At 39.3% G+C, this 21936-nt stretch carries 13 protein-coding genes and 3 pseudogenes; 12 read left to right on the forward strand and 4 right to left on the reverse strand.

Going from position 1 to position 21936, the window contains the following annotated elements:
- Positions 1 to 10: 10 nt before the first annotated feature.
- The gene (locus P3R27_RS02520) at positions 11 to 1114 is read right to left on the reverse strand and encodes an aminopeptidase P family protein (protein WP_126134225.1); all 1104 of its coding nucleotides are present in this window, start codon (positions 1112 to 1114) and stop codon (positions 11 to 13) included.
- A 213-nt stretch (positions 1115 to 1327) separates the two neighbouring features.
- On the opposite strand from P3R27_RS02520, the gene ccpA reads away from it, so the two are divergent.
- Positions 1328 to 2329, forward strand: coding sequence for a catabolite control protein A (ccpA, locus tag P3R27_RS02525; protein ID WP_023520019.1), 1002 nt, complete (start codon positions 1328 to 1330; stop codon positions 2327 to 2329).
- A 217-nt stretch (positions 2330 to 2546) separates the two neighbouring features.
- On the opposite strand, the gene P3R27_RS02530 is transcribed toward ccpA, so the two are convergent.
- A complete protein-coding gene (locus P3R27_RS02530) occupies positions 2547 to 4892 on the reverse strand; it encodes a transglycosylase domain-containing protein (RefSeq protein WP_284592158.1) in 2346 nt (781 codons plus the stop codon).
- A gap of 261 nt (positions 4893 to 5153) precedes the next feature.
- Here P3R27_RS02530 and P3R27_RS02535 point away from each other — a divergent pair, with 261 nt between their 5' ends.
- From P3R27_RS02535 to P3R27_RS02550, 4 genes and pseudogenes are all read left to right on the forward strand, one after another.
- Positions 5154 to 6053: a deoxyribonuclease IV gene (locus tag P3R27_RS02535; protein WP_301356492.1), complete on the forward strand. Its 900-nt coding sequence runs from the start codon at positions 5154 to 5156 to the stop codon at positions 6051 to 6053.
- Between the two features lie 328 nt (positions 6054 to 6381).
- A pseudogene (locus tag P3R27_RS02540) lies at positions 6382 to 6790 on the forward strand (MerR family transcriptional regulator).
- Between the two features lie 74 nt (positions 6791 to 6864).
- Positions 6865 to 6989: pseudogene (locus P3R27_RS02545) on the forward strand (aldo/keto reductase); the annotation flags it as partial.
- Positions 6990 to 7146: 157 nt separating this feature from the next.
- Positions 7147 to 8439 (forward strand): annotated as a pseudogene (locus P3R27_RS02550) (MFS transporter).
- A gap of 83 nt (positions 8440 to 8522) precedes the next feature.
- Here P3R27_RS02550 and P3R27_RS02555 read toward each other — a convergent pair.
- Positions 8523 to 10085 (reverse strand): Nramp family divalent metal transporter, encoded by a 1563-nt coding sequence (locus P3R27_RS02555; protein ID WP_034687375.1) that lies wholly within the window; start codon positions 10083 to 10085, stop codon positions 8523 to 8525.
- Positions 10086 to 10329: 244 nt separating this feature from the next.
- Between P3R27_RS02555 and P3R27_RS02560 the strand changes: the two genes are divergently transcribed.
- The 5 genes from P3R27_RS02560 (at position 10330) to P3R27_RS02580 (ending at position 17582) form a co-directional block, all read left to right on the forward strand.
- Positions 10330 to 10554 carry a YneF family protein gene (locus tag P3R27_RS02560; protein WP_010734944.1) on the forward strand — a complete coding sequence of 75 codons (225 nt, stop codon included), beginning with the start codon at positions 10330 to 10332 and terminating at the stop codon, positions 10552 to 10554.
- A 214-nt stretch (positions 10555 to 10768) separates the two neighbouring features.
- Complete coding sequence (locus P3R27_RS02565) at positions 10769 to 12520, forward strand: ABC transporter ATP-binding protein (RefSeq protein WP_126134223.1); 1752 nt, start codon at positions 10769 to 10771, stop codon at positions 12518 to 12520.
- A complete protein-coding gene (locus P3R27_RS02570) occupies positions 12520 to 14298 on the forward strand; it encodes an ABC transporter ATP-binding protein (RefSeq protein WP_034687370.1) in 1779 nt (592 codons plus the stop codon). The genes P3R27_RS02565 and P3R27_RS02570 overlap by 1 nt, the downstream gene beginning before the upstream one ends.
- 449 nt (positions 14299 to 14747) lie before the next feature.
- Positions 14748 to 15605 (forward strand): BglG family transcription antiterminator LicT, encoded by an 858-nt coding sequence (licT, locus tag P3R27_RS02575; RefSeq protein ID WP_301356491.1) that lies wholly within the window; start codon positions 14748 to 14750, stop codon positions 15603 to 15605.
- 90 nt (positions 15606 to 15695) lie between these two features.
- Positions 15696 to 17582, forward strand: coding sequence for a beta-glucoside-specific PTS transporter subunit IIABC (locus P3R27_RS02580; protein ID WP_301356490.1), 1887 nt, complete (start codon positions 15696 to 15698; stop codon positions 17580 to 17582).
- 246 nt (positions 17583 to 17828) lie between these two features.
- Here P3R27_RS02580 and P3R27_RS02585 read toward each other — a convergent pair whose 3' ends face one another.
- The gene (locus P3R27_RS02585) at positions 17829 to 18734 is read right to left on the reverse strand and encodes a MurR/RpiR family transcriptional regulator (RefSeq protein ID WP_034687367.1); all 906 of its coding nucleotides are present in this window, start codon (positions 18732 to 18734) and stop codon (positions 17829 to 17831) included.
- A gap of 305 nt (positions 18735 to 19039) precedes the next feature.
- Between P3R27_RS02585 and P3R27_RS02590 the strand changes: the two genes are divergently transcribed.
- Positions 19040 to 20440 carry a 6-phospho-beta-glucosidase gene (locus P3R27_RS02590; RefSeq protein WP_034687366.1) on the forward strand — a complete coding sequence of 467 codons (1401 nt, stop codon included), beginning with the start codon at positions 19040 to 19042 and terminating at the stop codon, positions 20438 to 20440.
- A gap of 5 nt (positions 20441 to 20445) precedes the next feature.
- A complete protein-coding gene (locus P3R27_RS02595; protein ID WP_019724140.1) occupies positions 20446 to 21879 on the forward strand; it encodes a 6-phospho-beta-glucosidase in 1434 nt (477 codons plus the stop codon).
- The last annotated feature ends 57 nt before the right edge of the window (positions 21880 to 21936 follow it).

Below are 21936 nucleotides of genomic sequence, written 5' to 3' on the forward strand. Positions count from 1 at the left end.
TTTCACAACCTTACTCCACTACTAATAATTCTTTTGGTGTTGTTGTAAATGGGATACAACCGTCACTTGTGACATAGACGCAATCTTCAATTCTTACGCCTACTTGATCAGGGATATAAATACCTGGTTCTAATGAGAAGCACATGCCTTCTTCGATCACTAGATCATTGCCTGCAACTAGTGAGGGATATTCATGAACAGTTGTACCAATACCATGACCTAGACGATGATTGAAGTATTCGCCGTAGCCGTAGCTTTCAATGACGTTACGTGCGACTTGATCAAGTTCAGCGGCTGTGACGCCTGGACGAACAGCTTCTTGGGCTGCTAATTGAGCTTCAAGCGTGATTTGGTAGATTTTCTCTTGAAATTCTGTCGGTGTTTGGTAGGCAACTGTTCGTGTCGCATCACTACAATAGCCATCCCATACGACACCTAGATCGAACAAGACAAGTTCATTTGGTTGGATCGTGGTACTTCCAGGTGTTCCATGAGGGCTTGCTGCATTTGTCCCCGCTAAAACTAGCGTGTCAAAAGACATTTGAGATACCCCTTGTTTTTTTAGTTGATATTCGATTTCAGCAATAATCGCTTGTTCCGTTACGCCTTCTTTGATGGAGTGAAAACCGATCTCAAAAGCTACATCTGCCCACTTTCCTGCCGCAATCAATTGCTCTTTTTCTTTTGTTGTTTTGATCAATTGCAGACGTTGGATGACCGGAGTCAGGTCAGCAAATCGGACGCTGCTTGTCATTTGTTGCGATAACGCGTCAAAGCGATCAACCGTCAACGCATTTTTTTCGATTCCGATCGTTTTTATTTGTGGATAACGGGTGCGGATCTCTTGCCCGATCAATAGCCAAGGATCTTCATTATCAAGATAACCTCGGACATCATAGGCCCAAGGACTATTTTGTGCATCTTCTACTTCTAACGCTGGTGTAAACAAGAAAGGATCTTGGTCAAGTGGAAGAAACAGAGCTAGTACACGTTCGTGGGGTTCACTTTCATAACCAGCAAAATAGGCGATATGACCTGGATCACTGATATAAGCAAGATCGATTTCTTTTTGAGCCATCCATTGGCGTAATTCATTGATTTTTTCAAGATTCATTTGGACATCCTTCTTTCGCATTTATGGCATGTTTCGATAATTCATTGTACCACTCTTGTAAAAAAAGACCAATTGACTAAAAGTGAAAAAGGTGATTTTTTTCATGAAAACGCTAGTAAAACGGTTGCAATTTCTGTCAATCTTTGATATTCTGTTTTAGAAATGTAAATCGTATTTTCAGAAAAGATATAAAAATAGAATAGGAGAACAACGATGGAAAAACAAACTATCACTATTTATGACGTAGCGAGAGAGGCAAATGTTTCGATGGCTACTGTTTCACGTGTTGTCAACGGGAATCCAAATGTAAAACCAGCTACAAGAAAAAAAGTATTGGAAGTCATTGACCGCTTAGATTATCGCCCAAATGCTGTAGCTCGTGGTCTTGCAAGTAAAAAAACAACGACGGTTGGAGTCATCATCCCAGATGTCAGCAATATGTTCTTTGCTTCATTAGCACGTGGGATCGATGATGTGGCAACGATGTACAAATACAATATCATTTTGGCAAATTCAGACGGAAATGACCAAAAAGAAGTCAACGTACTGAACAATCTTTTAGCCAAACAAGTTGACGGTGTGATTTTCATGGGGCATCATATCACAGATGAAATCCGTGGTGAATTCTCACGTTCAAAAACTCCAGTTGTCTTAGCTGGTTCGATCGATCCCGACGAACAAGTAGGAAGTGTCAACATCGACTATACTTCAGCGACAAAAGATGCAGTGACTAAATTAGCTAAAAACGGCAATAAAAAAATTGCCTTTGTAAGTGGTGCATTGATTGACCCGATTAATGGCCAAAACCGTTTGAAAGGCTACAAAGAAGCGTTGAAAGAAAATGGACTGACTTATAGTGAAGGTTTGATCTTTGAATCAAGCTATAATTTTAGAGATGGCTTGTCATTAGTAGAACGTATCCATAATAGTGGAGCAACTGCTGTTTATGTGACGGATGATGAACTAGCAATCGGTATTTTAGATGGCTTGATTGACCGTGGTGTCAAAGTACCAGAAGAATTTGAGATCATCACAAGCAACAATTCTTTATTGACTGAAGTTGCTCGCCCACGCTTGACAAGTATTACGCAACCATTATATGACTTGGGTGCGGTATCAATGCGTCTATTGACAAAAATGATGAACAAAGAAGAAGTAGAAGAAAAAACAATCATCTTACCATATGGAATTGAAGAAAAAGGTTCAACGAAATAAATCGATTGAGATAAACATCCAGCGATTGATCGAATAAAACGATAACTAAAAGTAGCTGAAATGACAAAGAATAGTCGTTTCAGCTACTTTTTTGTGGAAATAGCAGGGTCAAAGCTTCACCAAAGATAAGTAAAAACAAAAATGAGCCAGATCTTGATATCATTTATCAAGATCCGACTCATTTTTTGAGAAAAAGTAGTGGACTCAGATTGTTTTGTTAATCGTCGTCTTTGTCATCCTCTTTGTTCTGTGGATTTTCACGTTCGAATGTTCCGACAGTATTCCAGTAATCTTTGTAATTTTCATCCGTTCCACCTACACCAAATTTGAAGGTGCTTTTTTCAGGACCATTTTTTGCCCAAAGTGACTCGACAGTTTTGCTAGGTGTATTGATCGATCTTCGGTCCACGGTCACTTTTCCAGGTAATTGTCCTGTAAAGGCAGAAACGTCTTCTTTCTTCACATCAGAAGCAAGTGTGAATTTCTGATCGGTACCAAAAATCGTTGGGTTTACTTGATACACTTGATTGATTAAATTCGCTAAATATTTGGATGAACGTAATCTTGCTTGGGCATCCATTCCGGTATTATCATCGTGTCCTGCCCAACTACTGATCGTGACAGAAGGGGTCGAGACAACTAACCATGAATCTCGGTAATCATTCGTTGAACCAGTTTTACCGATCCAGTCCGCTTGCCCTAAGCTGCCATTGAGACTAGTGATATCATCTTTGAATGGTGTGGTGATTTTTTCATTGATAACGCTACGCAACATATCATTGACGATCGAAGCGGCGGCTTCGGAAAAGACACGCACTGGTTTAACTTCGTGTTGATAAATCACATTCCCATCGTTGTCAGTGATCGCATCAATGATATACGCTTGCTGGAATTCACCATTATTTGCTAATGCCTGGAAGCCGTTGGTTTGTTGAAGAGTGGTGACATCGACTGTTCCCAGTGGGGCCGATTCAACACCCCAGTTGGCATTTGCAGGATAGTTCATTTTTGATAGATACGTTTCGTAGGCGTATTGTTTTGAGCCGCCATTGTTCAAAACATCTTGATATAAATGGTAAGCAGGGATATTGTTCGACCATTCCAATGATTCACGAACCGTTTGGAAGGTATTTGATCCTTTATTCGTCGCATTGACGATGTCTTCTCCGGCATTTGAGCCTTCTTGCCAAGTAGTTGCATAGTCAGAAACACGTGATTCTGAACCAACTAAGCCCATATCGATCGCTGGGCCATAAACCAACATCGGCTTGATCGATGAGCCGGCTTGTCTTTGAGTATCAAAAGCATGATTATTTTGGTTCAGCGCATAATTACGACCACCGACAAATCCATAAACTCGACCGGTTTTATTATCCATCAGAACGTTACCAGTCTCAACAGGAGTGCCTTTTCCGTCATCAAGTAAGTAACCATAATTAGCAACACCTGCTTGCATCGCATCATAGATGCCTTTGTCGATCGTTGAATGAATCGTATAGCCTTGATTTTGAATCGTTTGTTCTGCACGTTGATAGTAAGCATTGTAGACGTCTGTATCGGATAGATCTGCGTTATCTTTTTCTCCCAATTGTCTAGCAATGATATCGGTCGCGGCATTCATGATCGTGTAATATAAGAAGTCACGGTCAGTTTGTTCTGCCACTTGTTGACCTAAGAAATCTTTTGTTAAGTCATAGGCTTTTGCTTCTTCATATTGTTCTTTTGTGATTTGGTGTTCACGGTACATGCTAAATAGCACGATGTCTTTTCTTTCTAAGCCGGTAGTAAGGTCTTCTTTCAATGCACCTGTATTGGTATAAGGGCTATAAGTAATCGGACTTTGTGGCAAACCTGCGATAAATGCCGCTTGTGGCAAGGATAAATCGCTCGCATTGACTCCGAAAATCCCTTGCGCAGCTTCTTGGACACCGGCAATATTTTGGCCTTTATTGTTTCTTCCGAAAGGTGAAACATTCAAATAAGTGGAGATGATTTCGTCTTTAGTAAAATGTTTCTCGACTTGTGCAGCCAATAGAATCTCATTTGCTTTACGCTTAAAGGTTGTTTCATCGGTCAAGATCTGTTGCTTGACTAACTGCTGGGTCAGTGTTGATCCTCCAGATGAGCCGATCCCAGTTGCTTCAGAGAAAAGTGCTCGGATCACCGCTTTAGGAACATAGCCTTTATGTTCTTCAAAATATTCATCCTCTGTGCTGATGATCGCAGATTTTAAATAAGGCGACATTTGATCTGAAGGGACAGTTGTCCGCATTAAATCAGTTTGGATCGTCGAGATCTCTGTATTATCGGCATAAACAAGTTTTGATGTTTCAGTTATATTGCCTAACTCAGATTGTAACTCAGATTTGGAAGGTAGCTTTGTATCTTCAACTAGATACGCAAAATAGCCGGCACCAACTCCCATACCTAATGCAGCGAATAGAATGATAAGAACCATGATAAAAACGGTTAATGATTGAAAAACGCGAAAAATGACCTTAGGAACAAACCACTTTTCTTTTGTTTGTCGTGCTTGTTTTCTTCGTGTATTATTACGTGGCAAAGGTTTCACCTCAACTAATGGTTTTATTTCGCTAATTATAGCAAATAATAGAACAAAAAAACAGACATGGCTTTTTTTGTGTCCTTTTTGACCTTTGGTTTTGAGAAAACATTAAAAATACTTCTAGTTATTTTGTATCTGCTCGGATCATTGGACAGATTTCAAACTTTTCTTTCAAATCCGTTTCAGTTAAGATAAAAGAAGAGTGAACAAATCCATTCACTGAGTGACTAGCCGAGAGGGCTTTATAGGAGGAGTACGATGTTATTAGGTTCACATGTCAGTATGAGCGGTAAAAAGATGTTACTAGGTGCTGCAGAAGAAGCAGCCAGCTATGGTGCTTCTACCTTTATGATCTATACGGGTGCACCACAAAATACCCGTAGAAAACCAATTGAAGAAATGAATATTGAAGCTGGAAAACAATATATGGAAGAAAATGGACTGAAGAATCTAGTGGTCCATGCACCGTATATCATTAATTTAGGCAATACAACGAAACCAGAGATGTTTCCATTTGCTGTGCAATTTTTAAGAGAAGAAATCGTTCGAGCGGAAGCATTAGGAGCAACTCAGATCACATTGCACCCAGGCGCACATGTCGGTGCTGGAGCAGAGGCAGGGATCGCAAGGATCATTGAAGGGCTAAATGAAGTCTTGACGAAAGAACAGACCGCACAAATCGCCTTAGAGACAATGGCAGGAAAAGGCACAGAAATCGGCCGAACGTTCGAAGAGTTGGCACAGATCATCGAGGGAGTGACGTTGAATGAAAAGCTATCAGTCACCTTTGATACATGCCACACGAACGATGCCGGCTATGATGTAGCGAATGATTTTTATGGCGTCATTGAAACGTTTGATAAAGTGATTGGTTTAGATCGCTTAAAAGTACTACACATCAATGATTCAAAAAATCCACAAGGTTCACATAAAGACCGCCATGCCAATATCGGCTTTGGTACGATCGGTTTTGATGCATTGAATAAAATCGTCCATGAACCAATGTTCAAAGATGTTTCAAAGATTCTTGAAACACCATATGTCGGAAAAGATAAAAAATTGGCTTATGCCCCTTATGGAAAAGAAATTGCGATGTTCAAAGCTGAAACCTTCGATCCAGAAGTATTCCCGGAATTATTAGCAGATGTAGAAGGCTAAGTCAGTCGTATTTTTTGTAAGATAAATACATGTTTAAGAGCAACTGACAAAGGAGGTCGGGACACAAGTGTTCAGCCTCGCGAAATAAAGTGCCATCCACGAAATTTGTTCTTCCAATTTTTGTGGGTGACGCCTTATTTTTTGAAGAAGTTGCTTCTGTTCTCGTTGTTCACTTGATTTTAAATCAAAAGGATAAGGTTATGTTTATTTTGAAAGAAACGGATAATAAAAGAAAACCAATCAAATAAAGAAAATTTGTTGATTATCATTTGCCTTGGAGTTGACTTTAGGGTTTATGATAACCTATATAGAAGTGGAGGGTGATGGAATAAATATCAAAAAAACAGCTGACATGTTTGATTTTAGTGTGGATACGCTCCGTTACTATGAACGTGTAGGAGTCATACCGCCGGTTAGTTGTAATGAGAGTGGATATCGGGATTACATAACAAATGACCTAAATTGGATTTACTTAGCAAAAAAATTTACGTAATGCGGGTTTATCTGTAGAATCTCTCATTGAAGTTGCTCACTTGGCTCAATTACGTGATGCACAAAAGTGGAAAAAGCGCAAAAGCAGATTTTAGTTGATCAGTTAGAAGAACTAGAGGAGATGCAGGAAGTGAGAGAATTGCTGGTTGATAAGATCGAAACGTATGATGAACTTTATTGCGAAGTTCAAGGCTGGGGAAATGACTTCAGATAAAGTCGAAAAATTATGGGTTCAAAAAAAGTAAAAATTTTTTTCTTGCTATGGATCTAACTTCAAGGTTTAGGATAGAAAAGGTAAAGAAGAAAAGGAGGAAATAATATCAACGCAATCAAATTGAACAATGGTGTAGAGATACCTTAACAATGGGATTTGGACCACTAGAAGAAACAGTAGAAGCGGTTTATCAAGCCATCAAAGCAGGATATCAGTTGATCGACACAGCATGACCATGTGCACCACAACAAGTGGAATGGTTTATGGAGAGAATGTTGGCTACAGAAAAATGATAGATGACTATTGATTTGTGAAAGGGATAAAAGCTTAAAACAATCGAATGTGAAAGGACGAAACAATAAAAGCAATAGAAAGAAGTTAGGGAATTTGAAGAAAGAAAAATCTGGTGTCATTTTACCAATTACTTTATTATCCTATTTTTTGATTTTAATGGATAATTCTATTATTTTTACTAGTTCTATGCAGATAGGAGAAAGTTTAGCTTTATCTGCAAGAGCATTTTCATGGGTATCCAGTGCATATACGCATACTTTTGGTGGTTTTTTACTATTAAGTGGTCGCCTTTCTGATTGATTCGGAAGAAAAAGATTCTTTTAGTTGGTTTATTTATTTTTGGGATAAGTTCATTGCTTATTGGATTATCACAAACAGCAGAAATGTTGATCATGATGGGTGGTGTCCAAGGAGTAGGTAGTTCCATCATTGCTCCGACATCTTTAGCATTGCTCATGGATGCTTATCAAAATAATATGAGGCAACGTGCGATCTCTTATTATGGAGCAACTGCGGGAATTTGTTCAAGTATTGGTTTGTTAGTTGGTTGGGGATTGCCTAGCTTGATTTCTTGGCGCGCTGGTTTCTTGATAAATGTGCCATTTACTCTTTTGCTAGTGGTTTTAACATTGAAATATGTGAGTCCTTCGGAACGTCGAAGGAAACGTATTGATTATTTAGGAAGTTTATTATCGATCCTCGGACTGATAGGAATCATCTACGGTCTTACTGAAGGGAAAAGCAACTTTTTATTAATTGATATCCTATTTTTTGGTTTGTTTATTTTCTGGGAGCGAAGGACTTCTTCGCCAATGCTTCCTCTCGGATTTGTTAAAAATAAGATACGTTCTGGTGCCTATGCTACTCGTCTCTTATTTATGATGGTGATGCTGCCATTTTGGTTCTTTTTACCTCAAATGATGCAAAGTCAATATGGATTTTCAGCGTTACAATCAGGATTTGCTTTTCTACCACTAAAGATAGTTGATTTTATTATTGCGATGCAGTTGCCGAGAATGACTACACGATTTGAAAATAATAGGATATTGTTTGTTGAAGAAATAATACTAGCAATAGGGTTGATTTTACTAGCGGTTTCGAACCCGTTTAATGGTTATTGGCAAACGATCTTTGTTCCTATGATGATCCTTGGATTAGGACAAGGAATGATTTTAGCGCCAGTGACATCTGCTGGTATCTATGAAGCACCTGACGAATTAGCAGGTATCGCAAGTAGTTTGACGAATACCATGCACCAGTGGACCAATTGGTTTGTCATTGATTGTCTCGACTACTACTAATTTTCAGACTGGAATCTGGTGGATGGTTGTTTTTACGATCATAGCTATTGTCGTGGTAGTTATTTATCTTCATGATGAAAAATAGAACTGTCTAATTTAGTAACCACAAAAAAGAAGTAAAGGTCAAAACCTATGCTTCTTTTTTGTCCTGCTTAGAGGGTGAATAACTCACGACAACTCTTGTAAACGCTGTTCATAGCGTTTATTTCCCTTATAAAGATCAACGATCGTCCAAGCGAGTAAGGCGAGTACAGCAATAATGATGATATAGGCAACTTGATCAGCAAAGGCAATCGTCGAGCTAGAAGCTTGATCACCGAAGAAAGCTTCAATTTGTCCTGGGAGTCCACGTAAGTTTAGATACGTCAAACTGATAACGGAAAACCAGCCGAGTACTTTGACGATCAGAGAATTCTTGAAACGATTGCCCATTTCTGCTTGACTGTTGGTCATCATCAATAAAGGAATCATTGAAAAAGGCAAGGCAAAAGCTAAGAATACTTGGGACTCATTCATTAGATTATTAAGTGCTGTATGTTCTTCGATCGTGCCTTTAGAACTAGTGAACAAGACACAAAGTAGCACAGGGATGACGGATAATAGTCGAGTTACTAAACGGCGTAACCAGATCGGCATGCGCATATGGATAAAGCCTTCCATAATGACTTGTCCAGTCAATGTACCGGTAATCGTTGAATTTTGACCAGAAGCAAGAAGTGCTACTGCAAATAAGGTTGATAAAATGCCTGATTTTGCTACGGCGATCAAGACACCGTTACTCATGGCAGATGGATCAGAAAGTGCTTCATACAAACCAAAGAAAGAGGGATCTTGAACTGCACCAGTTTTAAAGACGGCAACCCCCATGATCAAAAGAAGTGCATTGACAACGAAAGCCATCGTTAATTGAATATTGGAATCCCATGTCGAGAAACGAACCGCTCTTGCAATATCTTCTGGATCTTTTCGATCGATCTCACGGGTTTGGGAAACAGCAGAGTGCAAATAGAGATTGTGGGGCATCACAGTTGCACCAATGATCCCTAAAGCTCCAGTCAATGGAGTCTCTCCACCGATTTTTGGTTCTTCAGCAAATGTTTGGCTATTAGGAATAAAGCCTTTGAATAGACTGCTCCAGTCAGGATTTGAAAGCGCCACTTGGTAGACAAAGACAAATAGAATAACGAAAATCAAACAGACAACTAACGCTTCAATTTTACGAAAACCGATCTTTGTCAAAAGAAGCAAGACAAAGACATCCAAGACGGTAATAAAGACAGCAATTGCCAACGGAATATCAAATAATAAATATAGAGCAATCGCTGCACCAATGACTTCAGCGATATCTGTCGCCATGATCGCTAATTCGGTCAAGATCCAAAGAATGACCCCTAACGTTTTACTCGTACGAGCACGAATCGCCTGTGCTAGATCCATTTGGCTGACGATCCCAAGTTTGGCAGCCATATATTGTAGTAACATAGCAATCAAGCTGGACATCAGAATAACTGACATCAGTAAGTATTGGAAATTTTGGCCACCGGTGATCGATGTTGACCAATTACCTGGGTCCATATAGCCGACTGCTACGAGTGCGCCAGGTCCGGAATAGGCAAGTAAGGTGCGGAAGAAACTTTTTCCTTTTGGTACTTTGACCGTACCGTTTACTTCTGAAAGGGATAACCCATTAGTGTGTTCAATCCATTTATGTTTATTCTCGTGATTATTCAAATGAAAACCACCCTTCTATTTCTTTTCGAATTCATTCTACACCCAGAGACGAAAAAATAAAAGAAAAAAATTCGGCTAACCTAAAAATTAAATGTGGCTCGCTTTCTAAATAGGTGTTTTTGTATAATCATGAAATAAAAATGACTTTTTTTACATATTCTTAAGAAAACGCCTTTCTTTTTTTTGTAAGTTTTAGTAAAATGAATCATTGAGAGCAATTAGGAAAAGGAAAGGAGAGATTTACATGGTATCAAACGGAATCGTTGTACTTATTGCAGTTATTGCATTGTTAATCGGCGCAGTCGGTGGATTCTTTCTTGCGCGTAAATATATGAAAGATTACTTAGAAAAAAATCCTCCCGTTAATGAGGAAATGTTAAGATCAATGATGATGTCTATGGGGCAAAAACCATCTGAAAAGAAAATTCGTCAGATGATGCAGCAGATGAAGAACCAAGGGAAGAAGTAGGTTCTTATTCGACAACATCAAAAAGCGGGCTGATTGATTTCAGCTCGCTTTTTTCTTTTTCTCAATTTGAGAAAAGCGCATTCATACCGATCAATGATTATTTTTTATAAATTGTATGACGATCATATTTTTTCGATTGTGATCAACGATATCTGAGGATGTAATTCAACCTCGGAAATAAATGGAATTTTTAGGAGTTAGAAGGAGGAAATATATGTCGATTTTCAGAAAATTGGGTTGGTTTTTTAAACAAGAGAAGAAGCACTATTTGATTGGCGTATTTTCTTTGTTCGCAGTGGCATTAGTGCAGTTGATCCCACCTAAAGTCATCGGGATCATTATCGATGAAATCGCCGATCAAAATATCTCGATGCAAATCATTGCATTGTGGATAGGTGTATTGATCATTGCAGCTTTTTTGCAATATCTTTTTCGCTATATTTGGCGAATGAACATTTGGGGCAGCGCAGCTAGGCTTGAAAAAGAATTACGCCAGCGTCTATTTGCTCATTTTACGCGAATGGATAGTTTGTTCTATCAAAAATACCGGACGGGTGACTTGATGGCTCATGCAACAAATGATTTGAACGCGATTCAAAATGTGGCTGGTGCAGGAATTTTAACATTTGCAGATTCAGTGATCACTGGAGGAACGACGATCATTGCGATGGTTCTATTCGTCGATTGGCGTTTAACTTTGATTGCGTTGATCCCATTGCCATTATTAGCAGTTACTTCAAGGATCTTAGGCTCAAAATTACATGATGCGTTTCGTGATTCACAAGAAGCCTTTTCAAGTATCAACGATAAAACGCAAGAAAGTATCACAGGTGTCAAAGTCATCAAAACTTTTGGTCAAGAAAAACAAGACTTGGAAGATTTCCAAGAAAAGATCGATGATGCGATTGAGAAAAATAAGCGAGTAAACTTTTTAGATGCGCTTTTTGATCCATTCATCACATTGATCATTGGCTTGTCATATGTGGCGACAATTATTTTAGGTGGAAGTTATGTCTTGGATGGTACGATCTCAATTGGACAGATGGTTTCCTTTATCAGTTATATCGGCATGCTTGTCTGGCCGATGTTTGCGATTGGGCGTCTGTTCAATGTACTAGAGAGAGGGAATGCTTCGTATGATCGTGTCAATGAACTATTGCATGAGAAAACACATATCGTCGAAAAAGTAGGAGCAGAAATGACACCAGCAAAAGGTGAGTTGAATGTGGCAATCACACAATTTACCTATCCAGACGATGAACAGCCAGCATTAGAACACATCAAATTTGCGATCAATGAAGGTGATACGTTAGGTATCGTTGGTAAAACAGGTGCCGGTAAGACCACGATCATCAAATTATTGATGCGTGAGTATGACCATTATCAAGGAGAAATCAAATTTGGCGGACGAACGATCAGAGATTACTCACTAGATGCCTTGTTGCGCTCGATTGGTTATGTGCCACAAGATCATTTCTTGTTTTCGATGACGATCCTAGATAATATTCGCTTCTCCAATCCACAGAAATCACCAGAAGAAGTGGAAGAAGCAGCGGAATTGTCGTATATCAACAAAGAAATCAAAGGACTGCCAGAAGGGTACCAGACAATGGTCGGTGAACGTGGGGTCTCCCTTTCTGGTGGACAGAAGCAACGGTTGTCGATTGCTCGTGCATTGATCCAAAGTCCCGAATTATTGATTTTGGATGACGCATTATCCGCTGTTGATGCTAAGACAGAAGAAGCAATCTTACGTAACCTTAAAGCAGAACGGAAAAACAAAACAACGATCATTGCGGCTCATCGTTTAAGTAGTGTCATGCACGCCAATGAAATCATCGTCATCGATCATGGTCGGATCATTGAACGTGGCACACATCAAGAGTTGTTAGCTCTTGGTGGTTGGTACGAACAAATGTGGCAGAAACAACAATTAGAAGCAAAAATTGAAGGAGGTGGCGAATAATGGAAGATCAATATCAGTCGGAATGGTCAAAATCCATGACCTATAAAGAACAAGCTTCGATCATTAAACGGTTGATGCAATTTGCTAAACCCTTTCGCTCGACATTCATCATTGCGATTTTATTTGCTTTAGTATTATCAGTCATCAATGTGCTATTGCCAAGGATCATCCAAACATTCATGGATGATCATTTGGCGAAGCAGTCAGCAACGACACAAGTCATCCTTTTCTTTGCAGGGCTTTATCTATTTGGGGTCATTATCAAAAGTATCATTTGGTTTTTCCAATGGTATTTATATTCGATGGCTTCATTGAAGACCTACCAGCATATCCGGGTGAAGTTATTTGAGAAACTGCATACGTTAGGTATGCGTTATTTTGATCAAACACCTGCAGGATCAACCGTTTCTCGTGTGACGAATGATACTGAAACCTTGTTTGAATTTTGGTATGTTTTTCTGATGGTTTTAACAGGTATTTTTGCGGTCGTCTCGTCATTTATCGCGATGTTCCAGATCAATGAGAAAATTGCGTTATGGTGTCTGGTCTTCTTGCCAATACTTGGTATAGTGATTTGGTATTACCAAAAATTCAGTTCAAGGATCTATCGCAATATGCGGGAACGCTTGAGTCAATTGAACACAAAATTGAATGAATCGATTTCTGGGATGCGGATCATCCAACAATTTCGTCAAGAATCGCGTTTAGCAAAAGAATTTGAGAAAGTCAATGAAGAGTATCTGGCGACTCGCTATGCCATGATCAAGACAAATTCGATTCTTTTGAGTCCAATCATCAGTTTTTTATATGCTTTAGCAATTGCCTTGACTTTGACGTTGTTCGGACTTGATGCGTTACATTCGCCAGTTGAAGTCGGTTTGATCTTTGCTTTCACCACCTATGTTCAAGGATTCTTTAATCCGATGTCACAAATGATGGACTTTTTGAGTGTGTTTACGGACGGAACAGTCGCAGGAAGTCGTATTTTGAAAATCATGGATACGGAAGAATATGCACCACAGCAAAAGGAATCAGCGGATCGGGCGATCACTGCTGGAAAAATCGAATTTCGCAATGTCAGTTTCTCTTATGATGGAAAAAACAATGTATTGAACAATATTTCATTTGTTGCTAATCCAGGAGAAACTGTCGCTTTAGTCGGACATACAGGAAGTGGAAAAAGTTCGATCATCAATGTGTTGATGCGTTTTTATGAGTTTTATGAAGGACAGATCTTGATTGATGACCATGACATTCGGGAATATCCGATCGCTGAATTACGCAATAAAATGGGTCTAGTACTACAGGATGCGTTCTTATTTTATGGGGATATCGCTGGAAACATCCGGATGATGAATCCCGAAATCACAGATGAACAAATACGCGAAGCCGCTGAGTTTGTCCAAGCGAATCAGTTCATCGAAGATTTACCGAAAGGGTATCATTCTAAAGTGATTGAAAGAGGGGCAAGCTATTCAAGTGGGCAACGCCAATTGATCACGTTTGCTAGAACGATTGTAACGGATCCTAAAATCTTGGTTCTGGATGAAGCAACTGCGAATATCGATACAGAAACAGAAGTGTTGATCCAAGAAGGACTTGCGAAGATGCGTCAAGGTCGGACAACGATTGCCATCGCCCATCGTCTGTCAACGATTCGCGATGCAGAGTTGATCCTCGTATTAGATAACGGACATATCGTGGAGCGCGGGAATCATGAGACACTTTTAGCCAAAGAAGGGCTATACGCAGATATGTACAAATTACAAAGTGAGTAACAGGGAAGAATAAAGGTATCTGTTTTTGAAACACTTGTATCGTAAACCGTGATAAAAATAGTTAGCCTCCACTCATAAGTCTTGAATCCCCAAAAACGTGCCAAATTTTGAGGATCAAGGCTTATTTTTTATGATTTGATTGACAGCAGTGGGATTCAAATCATAAACAGTCAGTCGGCTATTCTTACTGTCTGATTAATAGCTGTTCTGGGGGAGTGGTAGTTTCCATGTTAACGTGAAATAATTTTTTTAATAAATTATAGAAATAATAAAAAAGAAAGCGTTGACATTTTAAAATTGTTTCGCTACTATGAAGAAAAGAACATACTGTTGGATAGTGATTGCATCACGCAAGCTAAACCTAATCAGTCACCATGAATCGATTCCATGGCCGACTTTTTGGGTTTTTTTGTTTTTTTTAGGAGTGACAATCATAGAAAGGGGATATTATGCGGATTGAAAAAATTCTAAATAATAATGTCGTTGTCACAAGGGACAAATTAAATCGAGAAATGATCGTTATGGGAAAAGGATTAGCATTCAAAAAAAAGATTGGTGATGCTATTTTAGAAGCGGGTGTGGATAAAGAATTTCATTTGACAGATGATCGACTGTCGAGGCATTTTCAAAAATTAGCGGAGGATATTCCGATGGAATACCTCGAACTCTCCTATGAGATCATCGAGTATACGAAAGAAAAGTTAGATGTGACATTGAATGAATCCATTTATATTTCATTGAACGATCATTTATACAATGCGATCAAACGTTATAAAACCGGCGTTGGATTACCGAATGTTTTATTATATGATATCAAGCAATTATTTCCGAGAGAATACCAAATAGGTAAAAAAACGATTGAAAGAGTCCATCATAAATATGGATTTGATTTATCCGAAAATGAAGCTGGATTCATTGCCCTTCATTTAGTCAATGCACAATCAGAACAAGATAGTATGAACAATATGTACCAGTTTACGAAAACCATTCAGGATATTTTGAATATCGTTCGCTATTATTATCAGACACCCTTTGATGAAGAATCGATTTATTTTTTCCGATTTGTCACGCATCTTCGTTTTTTTCTTAGCCGTGTGATGAACACGTCCCTTACCCAAGAAGGTGAGGTCGAGGAAGAGCTGATCCAGATGATCCAGCGAAAATACCAAACGGCTTCTGGCTGCGTGGACAAAATCGCTTTATTCTTACAGGAAACATTTAATTATCATATGTCAGACGATGAAATTGTCTACTTAACGATCCATCTGGCTCGTTTGGCAGATAATAATCATTTAAAAAATCACTAAAAGGAGGGTCGTGGGTTCAACGAATGAGTACCAAAGGATAGTGACATTGAGTTGGCTAAACCTTCAATCAAACAATTGGAGGAAAAGAACATGGGAAAATACCAAGATTTAGCAAAAGAAATAGTGAAATATATTGGCGGAAAAGAAAATATCAGTACTTTGACGCACTGTGTGACTCGCTTGCGTTTTCGGTTAAAAGACGAAAGTAAAGCAGATGACGAGACATTGAAGAATATGGATGGTGTCGTGACCGTCATGAAAAGCGGTGGGCAATACCAAGTAGTCATTGGTAATCATGTACCAGACGTATATGCAGATGTATTAAGCGTAGCAGGGATTTCAGAGGATGCGGAATTAGCCCCTGCGAAAGGCAATATATTTAATCGTTTGATCGATATTTTAAGTGGTTGTTTCCAGCCCTTTTTAGGAGCTTTAGCAGCTGCCGGGATGGTCAAAGGATTGAATGCATTATTTATCTTTTTAGGATTCTATGAACAGACTTCCGGAACTTATATCATGTTAAATGGGATCGGTGATTCGATCTTTTATTTCATGCCAGTTATTTTAGGGTATACAGCAGCTAAAAAATTCAAATTGAATCCAATGGTCGGCATCGTGATCGGTGCAGCCCTTGTCTATCCGACCGTGCAAGGGCCGGCATTACAAAGGGGATTTGAAGCAGCAAATCAAGGAGCCTCTGCGCCATTAAGTCTCTTGGGTTTACCTGCATATGAAAGTTTCTTGGGGATTCCTTGGGTTGGTGCTTCTTATACATCGAGCGTCGTTCCTGTTATCTTTATCATTGCTTTTGCCGGACAAGTCCAAAAATTTGCGAAGAAGATCGTTCCAACAGTTGTTCAAACGTTCGTTGTGCCGTTTATGGTCTTATTGATTGCTCTACCGATTGGCTTTTTGGTGATTGGTCCAATCGTTAGCTTATTAACAGAGTGGTTGAGTGCAGGTTTCCAAGCATTGATGGATTTTTCACCAGCATTATATGGTGGGGTTCTAGGCTTCTTCTGGCAAGTATTAGTTATCTTCGGTCTACATTGGAGTATCATTCCTTTGGCGATCATGCAGTTGGCACAAAATGGCTCAAGTCAAATGCTTGTAGGTGTTTTTGGGGCAAGTTTTGCACAAACCGCCGTTGTATTAGCAATGTACTTCAAGTTTAAAGACAAGAAAATGAAAGCCTTATGTATGCCTGCGTTTATCTCCGGAATTTTTGGTGTCACAGAACCAGCAATCTATGGAATCACGCTCCCTAAAAAAATGCCGTTCATCTATTCAATGATCGGTGGCTCACTTTCTGGTATCTTTCTTATGATGAGCGGTACGACCGGCTACACAATGGGCGGCTTAGGTATTTTTGGGGTTGTCAACTTTATCAGCGGAAGTGATGCAAGTGGAATGTACAATGCGTTTATTGGCATCGCGATCGCTGCAGTCGTTGGGTTTACTTTGACTTTCTTATTCTGGAAAGATACGGAAGAAGTAGTACCTGAGAAAAAAGAAAGTAAAATCAAAGAAATCGTCAAAACACCGATCCAAGGAGGTATTGCATCTTTAAGCGAAGCAAAAGACCAAGCATTTGCTAAAGGTGCATTAGGACGAGGAATCTTGATCTATCCAGAAAAAGGAGAAGTCGTTGCACCATTTGATGGAACAGTGATGACCTTATTCCCTTCAAAACATGCTATCGGTTTAGTTTCTGAAAGTGGATTAGAACTATTGATCCATGTTGGGTTAGATACTGTACAATTGCAAGGGAAACATTTTGAGTCTTTTGTGAAACAAGGGGATAAAGTGAAACAAGGAGACGTCTTATTGCGATTTAATATCAATGCGATCGAAAGCGCAGGCTATAGTGTAGAAACCCCTGTCATTATTACTAATTCAGCAGATTACCTCGATATCGTCGAGAATCAATCGAAGATCGTGACGAATGGGGATGAGTTAATCACAGCGTTGACTTGATGAGTTCAAAGCCTTTAAGATCAAGGTTTTAGAAAGTTAGCTTAGTATTAAAAAGCATTTTTCCACAGGAGAATGTTTCTAAGTACCAGATTCCCAAAAAAGTCGTAACATCCGAGGGTTTCCTCTCATATTTTGGATGTTACGGCTTATTTTCTTAGAAGTTCAGCTATTTAATTAGAGAGTAGATTTCAAGGAGCAACTTTGTTCTAAATGAATCTCTCTTATCGTTCCCGCTATAAAAGTAGACTAATCGCCATCTGCGATTGAATCGGTAAATAGTTCTTCTTTCATAATGGATGAACTGATCTGCCGTGTATCGACTTTTTGCCCGACTTCGATCAAATAATCGAGGTTCTCACGATAATGTTCAGCAAAGACACAACTATATAAAACATCCAACAAATAGGAGATCGACGTATTGATCGTGAAACTACTGATTTTTGAGTACAATCGTTCACGTGTGGTCAGTCGCAATACCACATCGCTCGCTGTGGACAAACTTGACTCACCGATGCTCGTCAACGATAAAATCGGAACATTTTTTTCTTTCAAAATCTCAGCAGTCCGAAGCATCATCTGATTTTCTCCCGTATAAGAGATCAAGATCGCACAGTTTTCAGGCTGACAATTGTAGGCATCGTAATAAGACTCACCAGAAGTTGGCACGATGGTCACTTCTTGTTTGATTCGATTCATTTTCAATTTGAATGATTGAGCGATCAATGTGTTAGTGTCACTCGAAAATAATATGATTTTATTCGATCGCAGCAGAAGTTGTTTTGCTTGTTGGAGATCGTCGTGCATCAATAAGGATAACGTATCTTGGATCGTCATACGTTCAAGTGCCGCAATCCGATTGGCAATCGTCATGATGCCTTCATTTTCGGAAAAAGGGAGATTGGCGTCCACTTCTTGAAAGTTTCCTTGCAGATATTCTGTTTCAGCGATGAACGCATCTCTAAAATCCACCCAACCATGAAAGCCCATTTTTTTGGCGATCCGAATCAAAGTCGAAGGATGGACATAGCAAGTTTCAGCAATTTGTTGAATCGTTCGATCAGCCAGAGTTGTTTCATTGGCTTGGAGAAAACGGATGACTTCTCTTTCTGAAGGTGAAAAGTTGATTTGTTTGAGCTTTTCCTTTAATAGCATAATTCGATCCTCTTTTTTACGTTTTTTGTTAAAAGTATGTAAAATAATTGTAAACGGTATTATATGGTGTGTCAATGAAACAAATAAAAGAGAAGTGATTCCTTTACTAACTTATTTTGATTAAAAAATTAGGATTTATTTGGTTTTTTTCATTATTTTTCTTTTTGTTATGCGCAATAAATTTACAAAAAATTGCAAGAATATCGATCATTTTGTAAATGGTTATTCAAATTCATCAAAAAGTATTGTGACTTTTATTTACAAAAATGATAATAGAGTTGTAAAAAAGACGAAGGAGTGAGTGTATGAATCAAGGAATCAAGATCGCGACAATTGGTGGCGGAAGTAGTTACACACCGGAACTAATGGAAGGATTCATCAAACGTTACGATGAATTGCCGATTCGTGAAATCTGGTTAGTCGATATCGAAGCTGGGCGTGAAAAACTAGCGATCGTCAGTGAAATGGCCCAACGGATGTGGGATGCTTCTCCATATGACGTGAAAATCTATGCTACCTTAGATCGCGAAGAAGCATTGAAAGATGCGGACTTTGTCACTACACAATTTCGAGTCGGTCAATTGGATGCTCGTGTAAAAGACGAACGTATTCCAGCGTACTACGGCATGTTGGGCCAAGAAACCAATGGAGCTGGGGGGATGTTCAAAGCATTTCGTACGATCCCAGTCATTTTAGCAGTAGTGGAAGACATGAAACGCCTTTGTCCGAACGCTTGGTTGATCAATTTTGCTAATCCAAGCGGTATGGTGACAGAAGCAGTCGTTCGTTATGGGAAATGGAACAAAGTGATTGGATTGTGCAATGTTCCAGTAATGGCAATGATGACAGAGCCAGTCATGATCAGTGAAAAGAAAGAAGAGTTGATTTATAAATTTGCTGGGCTGAACCATTTTCATTGGCACAAAGTAGCGGATGCAAAAGGAAATGATCGTACGGAGGATTTGATCGAACAACTTTATGCGGAAGATAACGGGTTGCCAAAAAACATATTCGATGTGCCATTCTTTAGAGAACAACTAGATCAAATGAAAATGATTCCTTGTGGCTATCACCGCTATTACTATCGTGAAGAAGAAATGTTGGAGCATGCGTTGGAAGAATACCACACGATCGGAACGCGAGCACAACAAGTCAAACAAACAGAAGCGGAATTGTTTGAGCTATACAAAGATCCGCAACTCGATCATAAACCCGAACAATTACAACAACGAGGCGGTGCCTATTATTCGGATGCCGCGTGTGAAACGATTGCTTCGATCTATGGCAATAAAGAAACTCAAATCGTTGTCTCAACGAAAAACAATGGGGCCGTGCCTGATCTACCAGCAGACTGTGTCGTTGAAGTAACAGCGTATGTAGGCGCGCAAGGAGCAAGAAGTGTTGCTTTTGGTTCATTACCTACAGCGGAACGTGGCTGGTTACAAGTGATGAAAAATATGGAGTTGTTGACAATCGAAGCAGCTGTCACAGGTGATTACGGGACAGCGTTACAAGCATTTACGATCAACCCATTAGTTCGTTCTGGTAAAACAGCAAAACGTATGATGGATGAATTATTTATTGCTCATCAAGAGTATTTACCACAATTTAAAGAAGCCATCGATCGTCTAACAGCAGAAGGCATCGAAGTGCAAGATGAATTAGCAAGAAAATTGTCAGAAAAACGTGTAGTGGAAGGAGTATAACAACGATGGGATTTAGAAAAGACTTTTTATGGGGTGGCGCAACAGCTGCCAATCAATGTGAAGGTGGATACGACGAAGGCGGGCGCGGCTTAGCTAACGTAGATGTCGTGCCGATTGGTCCAGATCGTTTTCCAGTGATTACCGGTCAACAAAAAATGTTTGAGTTTGATGACGAACATTTTTATCCAGCAAAAGAAGCCATCGATATGTACCATCACTATAAAGAAGATATTGCCTTATTTGCAGAAATGGGCTTTAAAACTTACCGTCTATCGATTGCCTGGAGCCGTATTTTTCCATTAGGTGATGAGAAAGAGCCAAACGAAGAAGGGTTGAAATTCTATGAAGATGTCTTTAAAGAATGTCAAAAGTATGGAATCGAACCCTTAGTAACGATTACTCATTTTGACTGCCCAATGCATCTAGTCAAAGAATATGGGGCATGGCGTTCGCGTGAATTAGTCGGATTCTATGAAAATCTTTGCCACGTGATCTTTAACCGCTACAAAGGATTAGTAAAATACTGGTTGACTTTTAATGAGATCAACATGATTTTACATGCACCGTTCATGGGGGCTGGCTTGTATTTTGAAGAAGGCGACAATGTAGAGCAAGTCAAATATCAAGCAGCTCATCATGAGTTACTAGCGAGTGCGATTGCCACAAAAATCGCGCATGAAGTCGACCCTGAGAATAAAGTCGGTTGTATGTTAGCTGCAGGGGCTTATTATCCTTATTCATGTAAACCAGAAGATGTCTGGGCATCACGCCAAGCAGATCGTGAAAACTACTTCTTTATCGATGTGCAGTCAAGAGGAGAATACCCAGCATATGCACTAAAAGAAATGGAACGCCAAGGCATCGAGATCAAAATGGAACCAGGAGACCTAGAATTATTGAAACAACATACCGTTGATTTTATTTCATTCTCTTATTATTCTTCTCGTGTTTCAACAACCGATCCAAAACTATTAGAACAAACCGCAGGAAATATCTTTGAATCAACGAAAAACCCTTATTTAGAAGCAAGCGAATGGGGCTGGCAAATTGATCCATTAGGTTTACGGGTAACCTTGAATGATATTTATGATCGTTATCAAAAACCATTGTTTATTGTCGAAAATGGTTTGGGAGCGGTAGATACTCCGGATGAGAATGGCTATGTAGAAGATGACTATCGCATTTCATATCTTGCTTCACACATCCAAGCGATGAAAGATGCAGTCGAATTAGATGGTGTTGATCTTTTAGGTTATACGACTTGGGGATGTATCGATCTAGTTTCTGCTGGAACTGGTGAAATGAAGAAACGCTATGGTTTTATCTACGTTGATCGTGACAATGAAGGTAATGGTACATTGAAACGAACAAAGAAAAAATCATTTGATTGGTATAAACAAGTGATTGCTTCGAATGGTGAAAATCTAGCGAACAAATAGGATAGAATAAGAATGTCTATTGTTTTTGTCTATCGATTTCGAGTATAATATATCTAT

Origin of the sequence: Enterococcus spodopteracolus (assembly GCF_030441955.1) — a bacterium.
Taxonomy (GTDB): domain Bacteria; phylum Bacillota; class Bacilli; order Lactobacillales; family Enterococcaceae; genus Enterococcus_B; species Enterococcus_B spodopteracolus.